The organism is Streptomyces sp. NBC_00273, assembly GCF_036178145.1.
In the GTDB taxonomy this organism is placed as follows: domain Bacteria; phylum Actinomycetota; class Actinomycetes; order Streptomycetales; family Streptomycetaceae; genus Streptomyces.
In genome coordinates, this window is sequence record NZ_CP108067.1 from 3738945 (window position 1) to 3760482 (window position 21538).

At 72.3% G+C, this 21538-nt stretch carries 19 protein-coding genes; 10 read left to right on the top strand and 9 right to left on the bottom strand.

The features are described 5' to 3' along the window. The first annotated feature begins 103 nt into the window (after window positions 1-103). Both OG386_RS15665 and OG386_RS15670 read left to right on the top strand, forming a co-directional pair. Complete coding sequence (locus OG386_RS15665; RefSeq protein WP_328788677.1) at window positions 104-1102, top strand: ArsR/SmtB family transcription factor; 999 nt, start codon at window positions 104-106, stop codon at window positions 1100-1102. A 119-nt stretch (window positions 1103-1221) separates the two neighbouring features. Further along, window positions 1222-2262: a glycoside hydrolase family 6 protein gene (locus OG386_RS15670; protein WP_328788678.1), complete on the top strand. Its 1041-nt coding sequence runs from the start codon at window positions 1222-1224 to the stop codon at window positions 2260-2262. A gap of 49 nt (window positions 2263-2311) precedes the next feature. Here the strand turns inward: OG386_RS15670 and OG386_RS15675 are convergent, their stop codons facing one another. The 7 genes from OG386_RS15675 to OG386_RS15705 form a co-directional block, all read right to left on the bottom strand. Then, window positions 2312-4288: a kelch motif-containing protein gene (locus tag OG386_RS15675; protein WP_328788679.1), complete on the bottom strand. Its 1977-nt coding sequence runs from the start codon at window positions 4286-4288 to the stop codon at window positions 2312-2314. Between the two features lie 2 nt (window positions 4289-4290). After that, window positions 4291-6051 carry a glycosyltransferase family 2 protein gene (locus tag OG386_RS15680; RefSeq protein ID WP_328788680.1) on the bottom strand — a complete coding sequence of 587 codons (1761 nt, stop codon included), beginning with the start codon at window positions 6049-6051 and terminating at the stop codon, window positions 4291-4293. Window positions 6052-6302: 251 nt separating this feature from the next. After that, a complete protein-coding gene (locus OG386_RS15685; protein WP_328788681.1) occupies window positions 6303-6932 on the bottom strand; it encodes a TetR/AcrR family transcriptional regulator in 630 nt (209 codons plus the stop codon). Continuing rightward, window positions 6929-7618, bottom strand: a complete 690-nt coding sequence (locus tag OG386_RS15690) for a DUF4166 domain-containing protein (protein ID WP_328788682.1) — start codon at window positions 7616-7618, stop codon at window positions 6929-6931. The genes OG386_RS15685 and OG386_RS15690 overlap by 4 nt, the downstream gene beginning before the upstream one ends. Further along, on the bottom strand, window positions 7615-8313 hold the full coding sequence (locus tag OG386_RS15695) for a hypothetical protein (protein ID WP_328788683.1): 699 nt from the start codon (window positions 8311-8313) through the stop codon (window positions 7615-7617). The genes OG386_RS15690 and OG386_RS15695 overlap by 4 nt, the downstream gene beginning before the upstream one ends. A 177-nt stretch (window positions 8314-8490) precedes the next feature. After that, window positions 8491-8787, bottom strand: a complete 297-nt coding sequence (locus OG386_RS15700; protein WP_030720816.1) for an MTH1187 family thiamine-binding protein — start codon at window positions 8785-8787, stop codon at window positions 8491-8493. Next, entirely contained in the window at window positions 8784-9128 is a 345-nt protein-coding gene (locus tag OG386_RS15705) for a DUF3817 domain-containing protein (protein ID WP_328788684.1), read from the bottom strand. Before OG386_RS15705 ends, OG386_RS15700 begins: the two co-directional genes overlap by 4 nt. Window positions 9129-9327: 199 nt before the next feature. Between OG386_RS15705 and OG386_RS15710 the strand changes: the two genes are divergently transcribed. The 5 genes from OG386_RS15710 (at window position 9328) to OG386_RS15730 (ending at window position 12707) form a co-directional block, all read left to right on the top strand. Next, window positions 9328-9966, top strand: coding sequence for an AIM24 family protein (locus OG386_RS15710; RefSeq protein ID WP_030009698.1), 639 nt, complete (start codon window positions 9328-9330; stop codon window positions 9964-9966). Continuing rightward, window positions 9966-10616, top strand: a complete 651-nt coding sequence (locus OG386_RS15715; RefSeq protein WP_328788685.1) for an AIM24 family protein — start codon at window positions 9966-9968, stop codon at window positions 10614-10616. Before OG386_RS15710 ends, OG386_RS15715 begins: the two co-directional genes overlap by 1 nt. An 11-nt stretch (window positions 10617-10627) precedes the next feature. Next, window positions 10628-11431, top strand: a complete 804-nt coding sequence (locus OG386_RS15720; protein ID WP_328793265.1) for an AIM24 family protein — start codon at window positions 10628-10630, stop codon at window positions 11429-11431. 64 nt (window positions 11432-11495) lie between these two features. After that, a complete protein-coding gene (locus OG386_RS15725) occupies window positions 11496-11999 on the top strand; it encodes a MarR family winged helix-turn-helix transcriptional regulator (RefSeq protein ID WP_328793266.1) in 504 nt (167 codons plus the stop codon). A 129-nt stretch (window positions 12000-12128) separates the two neighbouring features. Then, a complete protein-coding gene (locus OG386_RS15730; RefSeq protein ID WP_328788686.1) occupies window positions 12129-12707 on the top strand; it encodes a PepSY domain-containing protein in 579 nt (192 codons plus the stop codon). A 68-nt stretch (window positions 12708-12775) separates the two neighbouring features. Here OG386_RS15730 and meaB read toward each other — a convergent pair whose 3' ends face one another. Both meaB and OG386_RS15740 read right to left on the bottom strand, forming a co-directional pair. Next, the gene (gene meaB, locus OG386_RS15735; RefSeq protein WP_189743065.1) at window positions 12776-13738 is read right to left on the bottom strand and encodes a methylmalonyl Co-A mutase-associated GTPase MeaB; all 963 of its coding nucleotides are present in this window, start codon (window positions 13736-13738) and stop codon (window positions 12776-12778) included. Window positions 13739-13841: 103 nt separating this feature from the next. After that, entirely contained in the window at window positions 13842-15041 is a 1200-nt protein-coding gene (locus tag OG386_RS15740) for an acetyl-CoA C-acetyltransferase (RefSeq protein WP_328788687.1), read from the bottom strand. Between the two features lie 135 nt (window positions 15042-15176). Here OG386_RS15740 and mce point away from each other — a divergent pair, with 135 nt between their 5' ends. The 3 genes from mce to OG386_RS15755 all read left to right on the top strand — a co-directional run bounded on the left by mce (window position 15177) and on the right by OG386_RS15755 (window position 21486). After that, window positions 15177-15605 (top strand): methylmalonyl-CoA epimerase, encoded by a 429-nt coding sequence (gene mce / locus OG386_RS15745; RefSeq protein ID WP_008738238.1) that lies wholly within the window; start codon window positions 15177-15179, stop codon window positions 15603-15605. Between the two features lie 190 nt (window positions 15606-15795). Beyond that, a complete protein-coding gene (gene scy, locus OG386_RS15750) occupies window positions 15796-20352 on the top strand; it encodes a polarized growth protein Scy (RefSeq protein ID WP_328788688.1) in 4557 nt (1518 codons plus the stop codon). A 195-nt stretch (window positions 20353-20547) separates the two neighbouring features. Next, complete coding sequence (locus tag OG386_RS15755) at window positions 20548-21486, top strand: cellulose-binding protein (protein ID WP_266605029.1); 939 nt, start codon at window positions 20548-20550, stop codon at window positions 21484-21486. The last annotated feature ends 52 nt before the right edge of the window (window positions 21487-21538 follow it).

Below are 21538 nucleotides of genomic sequence, written 5' to 3' on the forward strand. Positions count from 1 at the left end.
TGGTGGGGCAGAGTCTTCACGTCGTCGGCAACATCGTCGGCACCGGCGTCGCCGTCGTCGGCACCGGCATCGCGCGGGATGAGGAAGGGGAGGGAGCGCCAGGATGGGGTTGCACCACTACTTCGGGCACGAGGACCTGCTGCGGTGCCGCTTCGCGCTCTCGCCCGCGTGGGAGACGCAGGAGGCGGTCCGCACCCTGAAGCTCGCGGAACGGCAGGGCTACCACCTGCCCTGGCTGCGGCAGATCCGCGCCGCCGCCGACGGGCTGGACCTGCGGCCGCTGTGGCTGTTGATGCCGCACCGCGGACACAGTGCGGACTTCATCGGCCCGCCGCCCAGCGGCCCCGGGGTCTCCTTCGGGGAGGAGATCGCGCTGATCCGCGCGGCGGATCCGGCCGTGGCGCGCGAGGACATCCGCAAGTCGCTGGCCAGTACGCCCGGCGCCCTCGACAGCGACCTGGGCCGGTCCCTGCTGGCCGATCCGGCCCGGGCCGTGCGGGACCTGGCCGATCTGCTGGAACGGGCCTGGAGCGTGCTGATCGAGCCGCACTGGCCGCGGCTGCGGGCCCTGCTGGAGGCGGACATCCTCTTCCACTCGCGCCGCCTCGCCGCCGGCGGTCTCCAGTCCCTCTTCGACGGGTTGCACCCGAGCCTCGCCTGGGACGCCGCCTCCCTCACCCTGACCATCGACCGGCCCACCAGTCACCACGAGCGCGTCCTGGGCGGCCGGGGACTGCTCCTGATGCCGAGCGCCTTCATCTGGCCGGGGATCGCGGGCGGCTTCGACGCACCTTGGCAGCCCACCATCGTCTACCCGGCCCGCGGCATCGGCGCCCTGTGGACCCCGGCCCGGGAGAACACCCCGGACGTGCTCGCCCAGCTGCTGGGCCGGGCCCGGGCCGAGGTGCTGTGCGCGCTGGAAGAACCGGCCTCCACCACGGCGCTGGCCCACCGGCTCGCCCTGGCCCCGTCCACGGTCTCGGCCCACCTGGGGGTCCTGCGGGCGGCGGGGCTGCTCATCTCCTCGCGCCACGGCCGCCAGGTCCGCTACGAGCGCACCCCGCTGGCGATCGCGCTCACCACGGGCGACCCCGCCCCCTGAGGTCGGCCGGCCCCCGCGGCCCTGCCGCCCGGTGTCGCACAGCCACGCCCACTGTCCGACATGTCAACATATGCCGGTATCTCGCTCCGCTGCCCGACCCTTCGTCCCGAGGAAGCCGGATGCCCCCCGCCGCTCGCAGGCCGCGTTTTCGCACCACCGCCCCCGTCCTCGGCCTCCTCGCGCTCCTCGCCGCGGCCCCCGCCTGCGGCGGCGAGCCCGCACCCGAGCCGGGGACCCCCGCGGCCACGCCCGCGGCGCCCTCCCCCATCGTCGCGGCCGAGGAGTCCCCGTTCTGGGTGGACCCGCACAGCGACGCCGCCCGGCAGGTCGCGGCCTGGGAGGCGGCGGGCCGCAACAGCGACGCCCAAGTGCTGCGCAGGATCGCGGACCGCCCGCTCACCCTGTGGGGACCCGGCGACGACCCCGGCCCCGAGATCCGCCGGGCCAGGGCGGGAGCCCGGGCCACCGGGCGGACCCTGCTGCTCGCCGCGTACAACATCCCCTACCGGGACTGCGGCCAGCACTCGGCCGGCGGCGCCCCCGACGCCCAGGCCTACCGCAGTTGGATCGGCGCCTTCGCCGACAACATCGAGGACACCAAGGCCGTCGTCGTCCTGGAGCCGGACGCCATCGCGCACATCATCGACGGCTGCACCCGGCCCGAGCACCACGCCGAGCGCTACCAGCTGCTCTCCGAGGCCGTCGACCGGCTGAAGAAGAACCCCAACACCAAGGTCTACCTGGACGCCGGCAACCCGGCCTGGATCCCCAACCCCATGGACCTGGTCGACCCCCTCTTCAAGGCGGGCCTCGACCGCGCCGACGGCTTCGCCCTCAACGTCTCCAACTTCCAGCCCGACGCGGCCGCCCGGGCCTACGGCGCCAAGATCTCCAAGGGCACCAGCGGCAAGCACTTCGTCATCGACACCAGCCGCAACGGCGACGGACCGCTGCCCGGCAACCGCACCCAGGCCTGGTGCAATCCGCCGGGCCGCGCCCTCGGGGCACCGCCGACCGACCGGACGGGCGACCCGCTCGTCGACGCGTACCTCTGGGTCAAGCGGCCCGGCGAGTCCGACGGGACCTGCCGCGGCGGCCCGTCGGCCGGCACCTGGTGGCCGGACTACGCCCTGGGGCTGGCCCGCCGCGCCAGGCAATGACCGGGCGGTGTCCGGCCCGTCGAGCCCGGCCCGACCGGCCGGACACCTCCTACGGGGCCGCCGGCTGCGGGGCCTTGACCTGGAGCCACTTCGCCACCGAGGGCGTCCCGCCGGCATCGGTCACGAACAGCATGTACCAGCCGGGCGGCACCAGTGTCGGGTCCTGCGGCGCCTCGACCGTGACCGAGTCGTCCGTCCTGGTCAGCCCGAGTTCGATCGAGCGCTGTTCCACGTCCGTGGTGTGCGTGACCGCGCTCGGCCGCATCAGTCGGGCCCGCTCGATCCGCTCCGGGTGCGCGGCGGCGAAGGTGGCCCGCCCGTCCGCGTCGAGCTCCTCGGGCCCCTCGCCCAGGACGGGCCGCCGGTCCTCGCCGCGGTAGAGGTACGGGGGCGAGTACACCTCCAGCCGGTGCTCGAACTTGCCGAGCCTGGTGTTGTCCTTGTCGGCGAAGAGCGGGTCCGAGCCGAAGGTCGCCACCCTCCCGTCGGGCAGCAGCAGCGCCTCGGAGTGGTAGTTGCGGCCCACGGTCGGATCGGCGGCGGCCACGAAGGAGTCGGTGCGCGGGTAGTAGAACTGCGCCTTGTGGATGTCGCTGGCGCTGCGGCCGCGGTAGTCGGCGGAGCCGCCCGTGGTGAAGACCGAGTCGTCCGGCAACAGCACGCTGCTCAGGTAGCGGGTGGCGCGCGGCAGCCGCGCCGAGGACCTGAAGACCGGGTTCTCCTCCTTCAGGTCCACGATCGCGGTCCGGCTGGACGAGAGCTTGGACTCGCCGACCCCGCCACCGCCGAGGACCATCACCTTCTGGTCCTGGGCGGGCGCCAGCAGGAGCGAGGAGGAGGTCTCCAGCCGGTCCGGCTCCGCGAGCCCGCCCACCTTCTTGAACTCGTTGGTCGCGAGGTCCCACACGCCCGGCTCGCGCCCCTTGGTCTTCGGGCCGTAGCCCGCGTTGGAGCCGGTGTAGAGGAGCTTGCCGCCCTGCATGAGGAAGAGCGCGGGATAGGTCGGGAAGTAGTGGAAGGGGGCCTTGGACCACTTCTTCGTCCGCGGGTCGTAGTACTCGTTGTCGCCGGGCACCACGTCGCCCACGTCGTTGAGCCCGGAGACCGCGAGCACCCGCCCGTCCTCCAGGGTCACGAGCGTCGGGTACCAGCGGGCGTCGCTCATCGGGTCGACGCGCAGGTACCTCTCCGCCACCGGGTCGAACTCGTACGCCGACTTGATGCCCTGGAAGTCCTGCTTGTCGGCGCTCAGCCGTTCCGCGAGCCCGTAGACGTTGTCGGCGTCCTTGCCGGTCAGCCCGACCACCTCGTACTGCGCGGCCTCCGTCGTCAGCCCCTCGGCACCGGGCTTCACCGCCTCCACGAAGACCCGCGACTCGGCGGCGACCACGGTGGTCCGCCACGGCATGACCTGCCCGCCGCGCCCGTAGGTGATCTCGAACTTCTTCCTGGCCTTCGGCACGACCACGTCGAACTTCGCCTCGTACTCCACGCCGGACGGAGAGCGGAACCGGGTGCCCTTGCGCAGCTTGACGACCTTGTCGGGGTTCTCGTTCTTGACCCGCATCCGCCCGCCCGCCCGGGTGACCTTCCCGTGGAGGACCTCGTACCGTGCGGTGCCGCCGGCCACCAGCAGCCGCCCGTCGGGCAGCTGGCTGTGCCCGGCGCAGAAGAAGTCCTCCGGTGTCGGTATCTTCTTGAAGCTGTCGTCCTTCGGGTCCCACAGGACGGTGTCGAAGGTGCCCTTGTCGAAGTTCTTCTGGTTGTTGCCGCTGCCGGCGATGAGCAGCACCTTGCCCGTGTGCAGCAGGGCCGCGTGCATGGCGTTGATCCGGTACTCCTCGGGGAGCCCGATGAGGCCCCACGACCCGTACTGGATCCGGTAACTGGTCTGTCCGATCTTGTACGCGTGGTACTTGTCCTCGGCGAAGGAGATCGCGGCGGGTGCGTTGAGCGCGACCAGCACCAGCACGGCGGCGGCGCCCAGGGCGGTCTTCTTGAACTTCTTCGACGGCCGGTAGTCCATGCTCAGTTCCCTCCTGTCGCCCGCACGTACGCCGGCTCCTCACCCGGCTCGGAGCCCCCGTCCGCCCCGCCCCCGGATCCCGTCCTGCCGCGCGTCACGCACCACACGGCGACCGGGGCGAGCGCGATGGCCAGGGCCAGCACCGCCCAGACGCGCATGGCGACGTGCGTGTGGTCGAAGCGGACGGACGCCAGCAGCGAGACGATGAGGACGGCGGCCCAGAAGAGGTGGATGCGGAAGGTCATCAGCCGGTCGGGGCTGGCGTCACCGCCCTTGGGGGTGACGACGAAACGGCCCTCGGTGCGCAGCACCGCCGAGCCGAGCGACCTGAGGTAGACGGGCGCGCAGACCGCGGACAGGGCCATGCCCGCGACACCGCCGGAGCCGGCCGGTTCGTGGGGCGAGACGTTGTGGCGGCGGTTCCACAGGTAGAGGCCCACCTGGAGGGCGGCCGCGTCGGCGTAGAGCATCAGCCAGACCTTGGAGGAGACCTGGGTGCCGGAGGCGCCGAACCACAGGAAGAGGGCGCAGCTGAGGACGCCGAGCAGCCAGTTCACGGCGGTCATCGGGTAGTAGACGAGCATGAGCGTGTAGTTGAGCCGGCGCCCGGCGGGCATCGTGAAGAGGCCCTTGCGGTACTGCTTGAACAGGGTCTCGTAGGTGCCCCTGGACCAGCGCAGCTGCTGGGTGAAGAGGTCGGTCCAGGAGGCGGGGCCCTCGCCGACGGCCAGCACGTCGGGGGTGTAGACGGACCGCCAGAACCGCCCCGTGGCCGGGTTCCTGCGGCGGTGGAGTTCGAAGCCGGTGGCCATGTCCTCGGTGATGGAGTCGTAGAGTCCGCCGATCTGCCGCAGGGCGCTGATCCGTACGGTGTTGTTGGTGCCGACGAACATGGGGGCGCCGTACCGGTTGCCGGCGCGCTGGATCAGGGCGTGGAAGAGGTACTGCTGGGACTCGGCGGCCTTGGTGACGGCCTCGGTGTAGTTGCCGTAGACCTGCGGGCCGACGACGAAGGCGACGTCGGGGTCGCGGAAGAACCCGAGCATCCGCTCCAGGTAGTTCGGGAGGGGGACGTGGTCGGTGTCGACGGAGGCGAAGAACTCGTAGTCGTCGCCGTGCCGCTCCAGCCAGGCGTTGTAGTTGCCGTGCTTGGTCTTCGCCCGGTGGGAGCCCTTCGTCGTGTTCCACTCGGGCACCCCCTTGCGGGTGAAGTGCCGTACGCCGAGCTTCGCGCACAGCGCCCGGGCCTCGGGGTCGTCGCCCTCGTCCAGCAGCCATACGTCCAGCGGCCCGCCGTGGCGGACGCGCCGCGCGCCCCGGAGGGTGGCCCGCACCATGGCGAGGGGCTCCTTGCCGGGGACGTAGGTCGTCAGGAACGCGACGCGGGTGCCGGGCTCGGGCGGTACGGGGACGGGGTCGCAGGCGGCCATCGTGGCGTGGGCGATCGACACCACGTTGACCAGCGTGAACAGCATGATCAACGCGATGGAGCAGAGCATCATGGCATCGCAGACGATCAGCCAGCGGGCGGCGCCCTCCCGGACGGTCCAGTGGGTGGGCCAGACCAGGTAGAGCAGCAGTCCGGCCGCGGCGACCGGGGCGAGCGTCATGAGGGCGATCGCCCGTATTCGGGTGCGGACCTCCTCGCGCGAGAGGAGGGAGCGGTACTGCACCCGGTGGACGCCGTCGGGGCCGGGAGCCGGCTGCGCGAACGGACCGGCGAGGCGGCTGTGCGTCTCGTAGTCGAAGCCTTCCGGCGCCACGGTCCCTCCCGGTGCTCGATCCCGAGGCCTGTACCCCCACGAAAGGTGACGGACCCGGTCGTGTCGAACGGGGATCGGCCGACCGGGCGGTCCTTCCTCAGGTCCGGGGCCACGGGGCCGTACGGGTGACGCGTGCGGCCGGCGGGGTCGGCGCGGCCGACGGGGTGCCTTGTCGGTGAGGCCGGATCAGGGAGCGGTGGCCGGTCGGGCCGGCCACCGCGAGCCCGACCCGATCGGCAGGGCACCCCCGGTCAGCGGGTGCCGCGCCGCAGGCCGTGCCGCACCACGCGCTGGCTCAGCGAGCCGAGACCTTCCAGCACGGCGGCCAGCCCGGCGAGCTGTTCCAGCGCGGCGAACGCGCTGCCGGCGCCCCCCGGGTCCACCCCTTCGTACAGCTCGATGCCGATGAAGGAGGCGGCCGTGGCCCGGGCCAGCCCGGCCGGGTCGGCGTACCCCTCCAGCGGGGTCGCCGACAGCAGCCGGGCGAGGACCTTCTCCAGCTCCTCGATCCACAGACCGAGACCGTCGGCGGTGGCGGCGGCCAGGACGGGCGAGGTCTGCCCGGCGGCCAGCAGCTGCCCGAGCAGGGCGACGTTCCCGGCGGACCGCTCCTCCTCGTGCATGGCGCGGGCGAACTCCAGCAGTTCGGCGAGGCTGCCCAGGGCGGCGAGCCGGTCGCGGTAGCGGGCCACCCGCTGCTCGGCGCCGTACCGGCAGGCCGCGGCGAGCAGCTCGTCCACGGAGCCGAAGTGGTAGAAGATCAGGCCCTGTCCCACCCCGGCGGTGGCCGCGACGGTGCGGGCGGAGGCTTTGGCGATGCCCTGCTCGGCCACGGTGCGCAGGGCGCCCTCGAGCAGCTTCTCCTTGGTGGCGGCGCTCATGCCCGGGCCTCCTCGCGGACCGGGCGCAGGTCGCCGCAGAGCCCGCTCGCCCACCGGTCGCGGGCGTCGACGTAACTCGCGGTGAAGGTGCCCTCGTAGCCGAAGAGCGGTCCGAAGCGGCGGTTGACCACCCGTACCCGGATCCGGAACCGGCCGGTGGTCTCGTCGAAGGACTCGCGGACCTCGGCCTCGCCGCCGATGAGGTCGGGGACGCGGACGTCGAGGGGGCCCTCGCGGAAGCGGTGTTCGCCGGAGCGGATGAGCAGCGAGCCGTCGGGCTCGGCGCTCATGTGGAGGTCGCTGGCGAGGTGCTGGTGGGTGCCCAGGTAGTCGAGGACGCAGTCGCGTTCGGGGCTGTGGACCATCGTGGCGTCGAAGCGGTGGGCTCCGCCGGGCAGCTGGAAGGTCCGTACGAAGGTGACGGTCTCGCGCCCGAAGGAGTCGAGGTAGGGGAGGTTCTCGATGACGAAGGGGACGTTCCGTCCCTCGTGGGGCACCAGGATGTTCCGTACGCCGCCGAGCCGGAGGAAGGGCTTCACGTAAGCGGGGCCGTGCCATATCCGCTCCATGGTGCCGCGGCCGATGCAGCCCTCGCCGCTCGCGAGCCCCACCGAGAAGCGGCGCTGGATCTGCGGGTGCAGCCGGTCGAACGCGGCGCCCATGTGGGCCCGGAAGATGGAGGTCACGACGGCTCCAGGGTGCTGAGCAGGCGGGGTGCGCGGGCGGGGGTGCGGCCGGGCGGGGTGCGCAGGCAGCGGCGCGCGGCCGGGGTGCCGGGCAGCGGCGGCAGCAGCAGGGCGGCGGCCAGGACGAACGGGGCGGCCGGCAGCGGCGCGTACAGCAGGGCGGCCACGGACAGCAGGACGCGCAGGGCGCACTCGCCGATCGCGCGGGCGAGGGCGAGGCCCGGGGTGGTCCCGCGCTCGCACCACAGCCGCAGCCGGTCGAAGGACCAGGCGGTGGCCCAGCCCATGAGCGGGCGGAACACCAGCCGGTCGGCGAGGGTGCCGAAGCGGCCCCAGCGCGGGCGGTAGTCGTAGCCGGTGAGGAAGCGGATCCCGTCGGGGCCCGGGACGTAGCGCCAGTACCCGCTGCCCTCGGCGAGCAACGACAGCGGGTGCTCCGAGGCGAACCGCAGGGCGGAGACCCGGGTGCCGTCGGACCGGTGGCGCTCCCCGGCGGAGATCCCGGTCCCGTCGACGGAGAGGAACGGCAGCACGCGGGTCGCGTACCGGAACCGTTGGGGTTCGCCCTCGGCGCACGGGAGGTAGCCGATGGAGGTGAAGCGCAGGTCCCACCGCTGGTGCTGCGCCGGGTCCTGACTGCGCTCCCACAGCTCGTCCATGCCGACCCGGATCCGCGTCTCGACGTACAGGCCCATCGCCACCCCCCGTTCCGACAATTGAGCGATCGCTCAACCGACACCTTAGGGGAACTTGAGCGATCGCTCAAAACTGCGTGCGCGCGGCCGTCCGGGGCATGCGAAAGCGCCCCCGGCCTGCTGCAGGCCGGGGGCGCTTTCGGAAGTACCGGTGGAACGAGGACCGGTGAGGGCGGCTCAGCCCTCGGCCAGGTGCCGCTCCACCGTCTCGACCTTGGAGGTGATCCCGTCGTGGACCCCGGGGCGGATGTCGGCCTTCAGGATGAAGGAGACGCGCGGCGCCCGCTCCTCGACGACCGCCACCGCGCGCCGGACCACGTCCATGACCTCGTCCCACTCGCCTTCCACGGTGGTGAACATCGCATCGGTGCGGTTCGGCAGCCCGGACTCGCGGACCACCCGGACCGCGTCGGCGACGTACTCCCCGACCTCTTCGCCGACCCCCAGCGGGGTCACCGAGAACGCGACGATCATGCGCCGGCCGCCTCGCGCGCACGGGCCGCGACGACGCTGTCGGCCTCGTCGCGCTTGAGGAGCTTGTCGCCGTACAGCCCGCCGAAGGGCACCAGTGCGAGCACGAAGAAGAGGAGGACCTTCTTGAAGGGCCACTTCGCCTTGTTCCAGACGTCCAGCAGGAAGACCGCGTACAGGACGAACAGGATCCCGTGGATGGCGCCGAGCGGCATCATCAGGTAGTCGATGTCCGAGACCCGGCTCAGCAGCGAGCCGAAGATCAGCAGGGCCGGGAACGACAGCGCCTCCGGAACGGAGACGAGGCGCAGTCGGTGCAGGGCGGAGGCGGTCTTGATGTCCACGTGGAACCTTCGGGGTGGAGGCCAGGGTCCTTCCCAGTGTCTCAGCCGCTTTACGGGATCTTGACCCGGCCCCTCCCCCCGCCGCGGCCTGCGCGGGAGGTCCGGGACCCCCGTACGGCCGCACCGATATCTCCTGGGTGTGGCATATATCAGCCACGAGGCCCTGTTCGGGTTCGCCCGCTGCCGATAACGTCTCCCCGTGGCTCAGTTCCGACTCCAAGGCAGCAAGGTGCTGGCCGTCGATCTGACCGGGGATGCCGTGAAAGCGAAGAACGGCTCCATGGTCGCGTACGACGGGCAGATGGCCTTCAAGAAGATGACCGGCGGCGGCGAAGGCCTCCGCGGCATGGTGACCCGCCGGTTGACCGGCGAACAGATGACAGTGATGGAAGTGCAGGGGCACGGCACCTGCTTCTTCGCCGACCGCGCGAGCGAGATCAACCTGGTCAACCTGCGCGGCGAGAAGCTCTACGTCGAGTCCAGCAACCTGCTGTGCACCGACGCCGGTCTGCGTACCGGCACCACCTTCACCGGCCTGCGTGGCGCGACGACCGGCAACGGCCTGTTCACCACCACCGTCGAGGGCTCGGGCCAGGCCGCGATCATGTCCGACGGGCCGGCCGTCGTGCTGCGCGTGAGCGCCCAGTACCCGCTGTCCGTCGACCCCGGCGCGTACATCGCGCACACCGGCAACCTCCAGCAGTCCTTCCAGTCCGGTGTGAACTTCCGCACACTCATCGGCGAGGGCTCCGGCGAGGCGTTCCAGATCCGCTTCGAGGGCGAGGGCCTGGTCTACGTGCAGCCCAGCGAGCGCAACACCGTCGGGGGCGACATCTGATGCCGTTCCGCGAGATCAACTCGAAGATGGTCGAGGCCCAGGTGATCCCGGGTCAGAAGATGTACAGCCAGCGCGGCGCCATGCTCGCGTACCGCGGCGAGGTCTCCTTCACCCCGAGCCTGACGGGCGGTCAGGGCGGGGTCATGAGCATGATCGGGCGCCGGGTGGCGAACGAGCAGACCCCGCTGATGGCGGTCGAGGGCAGCGGCACCGTGATGTTCGGCCACGGCGGCCACCACATCCAAGTGATCAACCTGACCGGCGAGACCCTCTACGTCGAGGCCGACCGGCTGCTCGCCTTCGACGGCACCCTCCAGCAGGGCACGATGTTCATGGGCTCCCAGGGCGGGGTCATGGGCATGGTCCGCGGCCAGGTGACCGGCCAGGGCCTCTTCACCACCACCCTCAAGGGCCACGGCTCCGTCGCCGTGATGGCCCACGGCGGGGTCATAGAACTGCCGATCACCCCGCAGCGCCCGATCCACGTGGACCCGCAGGCGTACGTCGCCCACCACGGTGACGTGCGCAACAAGCTCTCCACCGCGCTCGGCTGGCGGGACATGGTGGGGCGCGGCTCGGGCGAGGCGTTCCAGCTGGAGCTGTCCGGCCAGGGCGCGGTGTACGTACAGGCCTCCGAGGAGAAGCTGTGAACTTTGGCCCTGTGACCGGCGGACCGGGCGGCCCGACAGTCTTCGACCCGTACACGCTGCCCTCCGACGACAACGTGAACGCGTACACCTTCTGCGTGGAGCTCAAGGGGAGCCAGTGGTTCCTGCAGAAGGGCAAGATGATCTCGTACTACGGGCACATCGAGTTCAACGGAATCGGCAACGGACGCTTCGACCGCCTGCTGCGCACCAGTTTCCACTCGCCGCTGCACGCCAGTGACTGGGTGGTCGCCGAGGGCTCGGGCAAGATGCTGCTGGCCGACCGGGCCTTCGACGTGAACTCGTACGACCTGGACAAGGGCAACCTGACGATCCGGTCGGGCAACCTCCTCGCGTACCAGCCCTCGCTCGCCCTGAAGCAGTCGATCGTCCCGGGCTTCCTGACGCTGATCGGAACCGGGAAGTTCGTGGCGGCGTCCAACGGACCGGTGGTGTTCATGGAACCGCCGCTGCGCGTGGACCCGCAGGCGCTGGTGGGCTGGGCGGACTGCCCCTCACCGTGCCACCACTACGACCACGGCTACATGACGGGCGTGATGGGCGGACTGCGCTCGCTGACCGGCATAGGCGGCAGCTCGGGCGAGGAGCACCAGTTCGAGTTCGTCGGTGCGGGGACGGTGCTGCTCCAGTCGTCGGAGATGCTGATGGCGGAGCAGGCGATCGGCGCGGTCGGCGCCGGGGCGGCCACGGGCAACGCACAGGGCGTTCCGGGGGCCGGTCAGGGTCCGATGGGGCAGCTGGGCGTGCCGCGGATGCCGGGACAGCTGGGTGATCTCCAGCGCCGCCTCGGACTGTGATCCCCCTGACCTGAGATTTTTGTACGCAATTCAACTTTTTAGGTAGAGTTCATTCATGGAGACCATGGAGACCGATACGGCCCCCCTCCCCCAGACTCCGTCCGGGGGGACCCACTGGCTGACCGACGCCGAACAGTGCGCCTGGCGCACCCACCTGGACGTCAGCAGGCTGCTGATGCACCAGCTGGAAAAGGATCTCCAGCCCTTCGGACTCACCAACAACGACTACGAGATCCTCGTGAACCTCTCGGAGTCGCAGGACCACCGGATGCGGATGAGCGATCTCGCGACCGCCACGCTGCAGTCCAAGAGCCGGCTGTCGCACCAGATCACGCGCATGGAGACGGCCGGCCTGGTCCGCCGGGTGAACTGCGAGTCCGACCGCCGCGGCCTGTACGCGGTGCTCACGGACGAGGGCATGGAAACGATGCGACGCGTCGCCCCGCACCACGTGGCGTCCGTCCGTCGGCACTTCATCGACCTGCTGCCGCCGGAGGCCCTGGCGGCGCTGCGCGCCTCGCTGACCCCGGTCGCGGAGCACCTGCGCGACAACCGCGGCAAGGTCTGAGGCCGGGGCCGTCCGGGCAGCGCGGGCCCCACGGGCTCGCCGCGCCCCGGACGGCCATCGGCCCGACAATGGCTGGGAACGCTCGCTGCCGGCCCTGTGTCCGTGGGCCGGCCTGAGGAGGTCCAGCCTATGAAGCGCAACGTGTTCGTCTCAGCGGCCGCGTCCGTGGCCCTGCTGGTCGCAGGCCCCGTGGCGACCGCCGCCGCGGTCTCCGCCGACCTGGCGGGAACCGCCCCCGCGGCCACCGCCGCCAAGGCCGACGTCACGGCCGAGCAGGCCCTCGCCGCCGCTCTGAAGGACTACCCGGGCGTGGTCGAGTCCCTCGACCGCGACGGCAACGTCTGGCACGTGGACGTGATCACCAAGGACGGCAAGGGCCACGCCGAGCTGGAGGTCGACGCCGCCACGGGCAAGGTCTCCCGACAGAACGTGGACACCGACGAGAACCCCGCCGAGCACAAGGGGCTGCTCGCGGCCAAGATCACCGCGGCGCAGGCCGCCAAGGCCGCCGTGGCCGCCCACCCGGGCACGACGTGGACCGTCGAATGGGACTCCGGTGACAACGGCTCGGCCCCGTACTGGCACGTCGAGGTCAAGGGCTCCGACGGCAAGACGTGGAACGGCTCCGTGGACCCCACGACCGGCAAGGTCACCGCACAGTCGGACTCGGACTCGGACTCCGATTCGGACTCGGACGAGAACTCCTGACGAAACCGGGCCGGGCCCCGGCAGCGGCGCCGCACGCGCCCTGCCGGGGCCCGGCCCGGTTCGAGGCCCTACGCCTCCGTCAGCGTCGTCAGCAGCGCGTCCGCCGCCGCGTACGGGTCCAGCTCGCCCACGGCCACCCTGGCGGCCAGGGCGTCGAGGTGCGCGTCCCCGTGCACGTCCGCCATCCGCGCCCGCAGCGCCGTCACGGCGATCGTCTCGACCTCCCGGGCCGCCCGGGCCGCCCGGCGCTGGGCCAGCACGCCGCGCTCGTCCATCCACGCCCGGTGCTTCTCCAGCGCCTCGACCAGCTCGTCGATGCCCTGACCACGGGCCGCGACCGTCTTCACGATCGGCGGCCGCCAGTCGTCCCGGCCCCGGGCCTCGCCCAGGCCCAGCATGTGGTTCAGCTCCCGGGCGGTGGCGTCCGCGCCGTCCCGGTCCGCCTTGTTGACCACGTAAACGTCGCCGATCTCCAGGATGCCCGCCTTGGCGGCCTGGATCCCGTCCCCCATCCCGGGGGCCAGCAGCACCACCGAGGTGTCGGCCTGCGAGGCGATCTCCACCTCCGACTGCCCGACCCCGACCGTCTCGACCAGGATCACCTCGCAGCCGGCCGCGTCCAGCACCCGGATCGCCTGCGGGGCGGCCCAGGCGAGCCCGCCCAGGTGGCCGCGGGTGGCCATGGAGCGGATGTAGACACCCGGGTCCGAGGCGTGGTCCGACATCCGCACCCGGTCGCCGAGCAGCGCCCCGCCCGAGAAGGGCGAGGACGGGTCGACGGCGAGGACGCCGACCCGCTTGCCGGCCTTGCGGTACGCGGACACGAGCGCCGAGGTCGAGGTCGACTTGCCGACGCCCGGCGACCCCGTCAGCCCCACCACGTACGCCCCGCCCGTCAGCGGGGCCAGCGCCGCCATCACCTCGCGCAGCTGCGGGGACGCTCCCTCGACCAGCGAGATCAGCCGGGCCACCGCTCTCGGCCGGCCCTCACGGGCCTGGGCCACCAGCTGGGGGACGTCCACCGCCGTCATACGTGCTGCGCTCCTCGGTTCTCGTACGGTATGCCTGAGGGCCTCCAGGCCCGGGGAAGAGGTCCGCCGGCCCCCGCATCGGGGCCCGGCGGCCTGGCGCTGCCTACTTGGCGACGCGGACGATCAGCGCGTCGCCCTGACCGCCGCCGCCGCACAGGGCGGCCGCGCCGACGCCGCCGCCACGGCGCTTCAGCTCCAGCGCCAGGTGCAGCACCACACGGGCACCGGACATGCCGATCGGGTGCCCCAGGGCAATGGCGCCACCGTTGACGTTCACCTTTTCCGGGGTCACGCCGAGGTCCTTCATTGACTGCACGGCGACCGCCGCGAAGGCCTCGTTGATCTCGATGAGGTCCAGGTCGGAGACCTCGAGGCCCTCCTTCTTCAGCGCGTGCAGGATCGCGTTCGACGGCTGCGACTGGAGCGAGTTGTCGGGACCGGCCACGTTGCCGTGGGCGCCGATCTCGGCGATCCACTCCAGGCCGAGCTCCTCGGCCTTCGCCTTGCTCATCACGACCACGGCGGCGGCGCCGTCGCTGATCTGGGAGGAGGTGCCGGCGGTGATCGTGCCGTCCTTGGCGAAGGCCGGACGCAGCTTGCCGAGGGACTCCACGGTGGTCTCGGGGCGGATGCCCTCGTCCGCCGAGAAGATCACCGGGTCGCCCTTGCGCTGCGGGATCTCCACGGGCACGATCTCGGCCTCGAAGACGCCGTTCATCTGCGCGGCCGCGGCCCGCTGGTGCGAGCCGGCGGCGAACTCGTCCTGCGGCGCGCGCTCGATGCCCAGGCGGGTGTTGTGCTTCTCGGTGGACTCGCCCATCGCGATGTTCTCGAAGGCGTCGGTGAGGCCGTCGTAGGCCATCGCGTCCAGCATCTCGATGGCGCCGTACTTGAAGCCCTCGCGGGACTTGGGCAGCAGGTGCGGGGCGTTGGTCATGGACTCCTGACCACCCGCGACCACGATGTCGAACTCACCGGCGCGGATCAGCTGGTCGGCCAGCGCGATCGCGTCCAGGCCCGAGAGGCACACCTTGTTGATCGTGAGCGCGGGCACGTTCATCGGGATGCCGGCCTTGACCGCCGCCTGACGGGCGGGGATCTGGCCCGCGCCGGCCTGCAGCACCTGGCCCATGATCACGTACTGCACCTGGTCGCCGGAGATCCCGGCCCGGTCCAGCGCGGACTTGATGGCGAAGCCGCCGAGGTCGGCACCCGAGAAGGACTTCAGCGAGCCGAGCAGCCGCCCCATGGGCGTGCGGGCCCCGGCGACGATCACAGAAGTGGTGTTGTTCGATCCGGACATGAGGCACAGCCCCTTGGATGAGGAGTGAACGAGGGTTTACGTGAATGTACTGGGCGGTACCGCAGCGGTCACCGGGCTGCCGGTGTGATCGCGCGCACGTTGCGTGACGGCCCCCTTCGGCGGTGCACTGTCACCATGCTGACAAGAATCGACCACATCGGGATCGCCTGCTTCGACCTGGACAAGACTGTCGAGTTCTACCGTGCCACGTACGGCTTCGAGGTGTTCCACTCCGAGGTCAACGAGGAGCAGGGTGTCCGCGAGGCCATGTTGAAGATCAACGAGACGTCCGACGGCGGCGCCTCGTACCTCCAGCTCCTGGAGCCCACCCGCGAGGACTCCGCCGTCGGCAAATGGCTGGCCAAGAACGGCGAGGGCGTCCACCACATCGCCTTCGGCACCGAGGACGTCCAGGGGGACTCCGAGGCCATCCGCGGCAAGGGCGTCCGCGTCCTCTACGACCAGCCCCGCACCGGCTCCATGGGCTCCTCCATCACCTTCCTGCACCCCAAGGACTGCCACGGCGTTCTCACCGAACTGGTCACCTCGAACCCCGAGCACTGACGGACCACTGATGGCCCGATTCCCCGGCCGGTAGAGTGGCCATGGCTCGGCCGGGGTTCGGTGCGGAAACGGGGTCGGGGCCTGTGACCCCTGCCCGTATCTGACACCATTCCCCCGGGGGCGTCGTTCAGCGGGCGAGCGATGCTCATTGGGAGTGAGCTTGCGACCAGGGGACGGATGGGACCGCGCTGTGCGGGGCTACGAAAGCCAGGAGAGCCATCAGGCCGAAGCCGACCATCTCTCGCGCTTCGAAGCCGAGATGGAGCGGCTGAAGAAGGAGCGCGGGAAGGCCGTCCAGCACGCCGAGGACCTGGGATACCAGGTCGAGGTGCTGCGCGCCAAGCTTCACGAGGTACGACGCTCTCTTGCGTCCCGCCCCGCCTACGACGGCGCGGACATGGGGTACCAAGCTGAGCAGCTGCTCCGCAATGCCCAGATCCAGGCCGACCAGATGCGTTCCGACGCCGAGCGCGAGCTCCGTGACGCCCGGGCCCAGACCCAGCGCATCCTCCAGGAGCACGCCGAGCACCAGGCGCGCCTACAGGCCGAGCTGCACGCCGAGGCCGTCAACCGCCGCCAGCGCCTGGACCAGGAGCTGGGCGAGCGGCGCCAGACCGTCGAGGCCCACGTCAACGAGAACGTGGCCTGGGCCGAGCAGTTGCGCGCCCGTACGGAGTCCCAGGCGCGCCGGCTCATGGAGGAGTCCCGCGCCGAGGCCGAACAGTCGCTGAACGCCGCCCGCGCCGAAGCCGCCCGGGTCGCCGAGGAGACCCGGCGCCGGATGGCCGCGGACGCCGAGACCGCCCGTGCGGAGGCCGAGGCCACGCTGCTGCGCGCCCGCAAGGAGGCCGAGCGGCTGCTGACCGCCGCGTCCGCGCAGGCCCAGGAGGCCAGCGAGCACGCGGAGCGGCTGCGCTCCACCACCACCGCCGAGGCCGAGCACACCCGCCAGCAGACCCTGGACCTGGGCCGGCTGGCCGAATCCCGCGTGCAGGAAGCCGATTCCGCGCTGCGCGTGGCGCGTGCCGAGGCGGAGAACCTCCTCGCGGAGGCGAAGGAGAGCGCGACCCGGCAGCTGACGTCGGCGGAGTCCGTCAACGAGCAGCGCACCCGCACCGCCAAGGAGCAGGTCGCCCGGCTGGTCGGCGAGGCCACCAAGGAGGCCGAGGCCCTCAAGGCGGAGGCCGAGCAGGTCCTGGCCGACGCCCGTGCGGACGCCGAGCGGCAGCGCACCGAGGCCGGCGAGCAGGCCCGTACGGCCGCGGCCGAAGACATGGCGGCGCAGCTGGCGAAGGCCGCCCGCACCGCCGAGGACGTACTGAACAAGGCCTCGGAGGACGCCCGGGCCACCACCCGCGCCGCGTCCGAGGAGGCCGAGCGGATCCGCCGCGAGGCCGAGACCGAGGCCGACCGGCTGCGCCTGCAGGCGGCGGCCACGGCCGACGAGCTCAAGGGCGCGGCGAAGGACGACACCGAGGAGTACCGGGCCCGCACGGTCGAGCTCCAGTCGGAGGCACGGCGGCTGCGCGGCGAGGCCGAGCAGCTGCGCGCCGAGGCCGTCGCCGAGGGCGAGCGGATCCGCGGCGAGGCCCGCCGCGAGGCCGTCCAGCAGATCGAGGAGGCGGCCCGGACCGCCGAGGAACTGCTCGGCAAGGCCAAGGCGGACGCGGACGAGCTGCGCGGCGGCGCGACCGCCGAGAGCGAGCGGGTGCGCGCCGAGGCCGTGGAGCGGGCCGGCATGCTGCGCAAGCAGGCCGAGGAGACGCTGGAGCGGACCCGCGCCGAGGCCGAGCGGCTGCGCGCCGAGGCCGAGGAGCAGGCCGAGGGCGTACGGGCCGAGGCGGACGCGGCGGCCGCCGCCCGACGCCAGGAGACCGAGCAGGCACTGGCCGCCAAGCGGGCGGAGGCCGACGAGGAGCTCGTACGGCTGCACACGGAGGCCGGGACCCGGCTGACGACGGCCGAGCAGACGCTGCGTGACGCCCGCGGTGCGGCGGAGAACATCCGCCGGGAGACCACGGAGGAGAACGACCGGCTGCGCGCCGAGTCGGCGGAGCGGATCCGCACCCTGCAGACGCAGGCGGAGGTCGAGGCCGACCAGCTGCGCACCGAGGCGGCGCAGGACGCCGGTCGGGTGCGCGCCGAGGCCGAGCAGTCCGCCGTGCGGCTGCGCGGCGAGGCCGAGGCCGAGGCGGAGCGGGTGCGCTCCGAGGCCCAGGAGACCGCGGACCGGCTGCGCGCGGAGGCGAAGGCCGCCGCCGAGCGGGTCGCCGAGGAGGCCGCGGAGGCGCTGGCCGCCGCGCAGGAGGAGGCCGCCCGGCGCCGCCGGGAGTCCGAGGAGACCCTGGCGTCGGCGCGCACCGATGCGGACAGCGAGCGGGCGCAGGCCCGCGAGCAGAGCGAGGAACTGCTGGCGCAGGCCCGCAAGCGCTCCGAGGAGGCGCAGGCCGAGGCGGTCTGGCTGACCGAGGAGGCCGAGCGGCGCGCGTCGGAGGTCGTGTCGGCGGCGGAAGCCACCGCCCAGCAGGTACGGGACTCCGTGGCCGGGCTGCACGAGCAGGCCGAGGAGGAGATCGCCGGGCTGCGCAACGCCGCCGAGCACGCGGCGGAGCGTACGAAGACGGAGGCCGAGGAAGAGGCCGGCCGGGTCCGCAGCGACGCCTACGCGGAGCGGGAGCGGGCCACCGAGGACGCCAACCGGGTCCGCAGCGAGGCGCGGGCCGAGACGGACGCGGCGAAGGCGCTGGCGGAGCGTACGGTCGCCGAGGCGATCGCCGAGGCGGAGCAGCTGCGCAGCGACACCGCCGAGTACGCGCAGCGGGTGCGTACGGAGGCCACGGACGCGCTGGCCGCCAGCGAGCGGGACGCGTCCCGGACCCGGGCAGACGCCCGGGCCGACGCGAACCGCATCCGAGGCGAGGCGGCGGAGTCCCTGGAGGCCTCCCGCGCCGAGGGCGCGCGGATCACGGCCGAGGCGAAGGCGGAGGCCGAGCGGCTCACCGAGGAGACCCGCGCCGCGAACGCGGCCACCGTCGGCGACGCCGAGGCGCAGGCCGAGCGGATCACCGCCGAGGCGACCGAGGCCGCCGAGGCCGTCCGCACCGAGGCCGCGAACGCCCTGGACGAGGCGCGGGCCGAGGGCAACCGGCTGCGTACCGAGGCCGCGGAGCAGGTGGACCGGCTCATCACCGAGGCCGCGGCGGAGGCCGACCGGCTCACCGACGAGACCCGCGCCGCGAACGCGGCGACCGTCGGCGAGGCGACGCTGGAGGCCGAGCGGCTCACCACCGCGGCGACCCGGCTCAAGGCGCAGGCGGCCGAGACCCTCGCGAGCGCCGAGCGCGACGCCGCGCGGATCATGGTCGACTCGCGCGCCGAGGGCGACCGGCTGATCGACGAGACCCGCGTGGCCAACGCGGCCACCGTCGGCGAGGCCACGGCGGAGGCCGACAGGCTGCGCGCCGAGGCGGCCCAGGTGCTGGACGAAGCCCGTGCGGAGGGCGGCCGGATCATCGGCGAGGCCACCGCGGAGGCGGATCGGGTCACGGCCGCGGCGAACGAGACCCTGGCGGGCGCCGAGCGCGATGCCGAGCAGACGCTGGACGAGGCGCGCGCCGAGGCGAACCGGCTGCGCACCGAGGCGGCCGAGCAGGCGGACCGGCTCGTCACCGAGGCCATCTCCGAGACGGAGAAGCTCACCGAGCAGACCCGCAAGGACAACGAGCGCACGGTCGGCGAGGCGGCCGGCGAGGCCGAGCGGCTGCGCGCGGACGCGTCGGAGGCGCTGTCCTCGGCGCAGGAGCACGCGACCCGCACCCGGTCGGAGGCCGAGCGGGTCAAGGCCCAGGCTGCGGCCGAGGCGGAGCGCACCCGCAGCGAGGCCCGTGCCGAGTCCGAGCGGCTGCTCGACGAGGCGCGCGAGGCGGCCAACAAGCGCCGCACCGAGGCCGCGGAGCAGGTCGACCGGCTCATCACCGAGGCCGCGGCGGAAGCCGACAAGCTCACGGCCGATGCGCAGAAGCAGGCCCTCGCCGCCACCACGGCGGCCGAGGAGCAGGCCGACGCGATGGTCGACGCGGCCCGCAAGGAGGCCGTGCGGATCACCTCCGAGTCGACCGTCGAGGGCAACTCCATGGTGGAGAAGGCCCGTACGGACGCGAACGAGCTGCTGGTCGGCGCGCGCACGGACGCGGCTGCCATAAGGGAACGGGCGGAGGAGCTGCGCGGCCGCGTCGAGGGCGAGGTCGAGGAGCTGCACGAGCGGGCCCGCCGGGAGTCGGCGGAGCAGATGAAGTCGGCCGGCGAGCGCGTGGACAAGCTGGTGCGCGCGGCGACGGAGCAGAGCGTCGAGGCCGAGGCGAAGGCCAAGGAGCTGGTCTCGGACGCGAGCAGCGAGGCGAGCAAGGTGCGCATCGCGGCGGTCCGCAAGGCGGAGGCGCTCCTCAAGGAGGCCGAGCAGAAGAAGGCGGAGCTGGCCCGGGAGGCCGAGAGCGCGCTCGCGCAGGCCAAGGCGGAGGCGGAGCAGCTCGTCGAGGAGGGCCGTCGCGAGCTGGAGGTCCTGGTGCGTCGTCGCGAGGACATTCAGGCGGAGATCTCCCGTGTCCAGGACGTTCTTGAGGCGTTGGAATCATTCGAGGCGCCTTCGGGCGGCGGAAAGCCGGCGGTCGGCAGCCAGGGCACGGGGGGCGTGAAGGCCGGAGTGACTGTGGGATCCACTCGTTCGGGTGGCAAGTCGTCGGAGGGGTAGCCAAATGCTCCGGGGTGTGTGCACCTGATGAAGGTTCAGGCGAACGGGTGACAAGCATTCTGCCGCCTTGCCACTCAAAAGGGGTGTCATTGTCCAGATCAAACGCGGATTGACTCGATGACACGCCGTCTGGGCGCCTAGGATTCCCCTAACACCTCACGTAGCACCTCATCGGTCTCATTCGACAGGAACCCCATGAGCGACACTTCCTCCCCCTTCGGCTTCGAGCTCGTGCGGCGTGGTTACGACCGTGGTCAGGTGGACGACCGCATTACCAAGCTGGTCTCCGACCGCGACAGCGCCCTTGGACGTATCAACTCTCTGGAAAAGCGGATCGAGGAGTTGCACCTCGAAACGCAGAACGCCCAGGCCCAGGTGACCGACGCGGAGCCGTCGTACGCCGGTCTCGGCGCCCGGGTCGAGAAGATCCTGCGCCTGGCCGAGGAGGAGGCGAAGGACCTGCGCGAGGAGGCCCGTCGTGCGGCCGAGCAGCACCGTGAGCTCGCCGAGTCGGCCGCCCAGCAGGTACGCAACGACGCCGAGTCGTTCGCGGCCGACCGCAAGTCGAAGGCGGAGGACGAGGGCGTCCGCATCGTCGAGAAGGCCAAGGGCGACGCCGCCACCCTGCGTGCCGAGGCCCAGAAGGACGCGGCCTCCAAGCGCGAGGAGGCCGACGCCCTCTTCGAGGAGACCCGCGCCAAGGCCGCCCAGGCCGCCGCGGACTTCGAGACCAACCTGGCCAAGCGCCGCGAGCAGTCCGAGCGCGACCTGGCCTCCCGTCAGGCCAAGGCGGAGAAGCGCCTCGCGGAGATCGAGCACCGCGCCGAGCAGCTGCGCCTGGAGGCCGAGAAGCTGCGTACGGACGCGGAGCGCCGGGCCCGCCAGACCGTGGAGACCGCGCAGCGCCAGGCCGAGGACATCGTGGCCGACGCCAACGCCAAGGCGGACCGCATCCGCAGCGAGTCGGAGCGCGAGCTGGCGGCGCTCACCAACCGCCGCGACTCGATCAACGCTCAGCTGACCAACGTCCGCGAGATGCTGGCGACGCTCACCGGCGCGGCCGTCGCGGCGGCCAACCCGATCGTGGACGACGAGCCCGTCACCCGCGGCGTGCCGGCGCAGCAGAGCCGCTGATTACCGGCGGGTAGCGCGGGCACCCTTCGTGCGCCCGATCGAGGGCCCTATG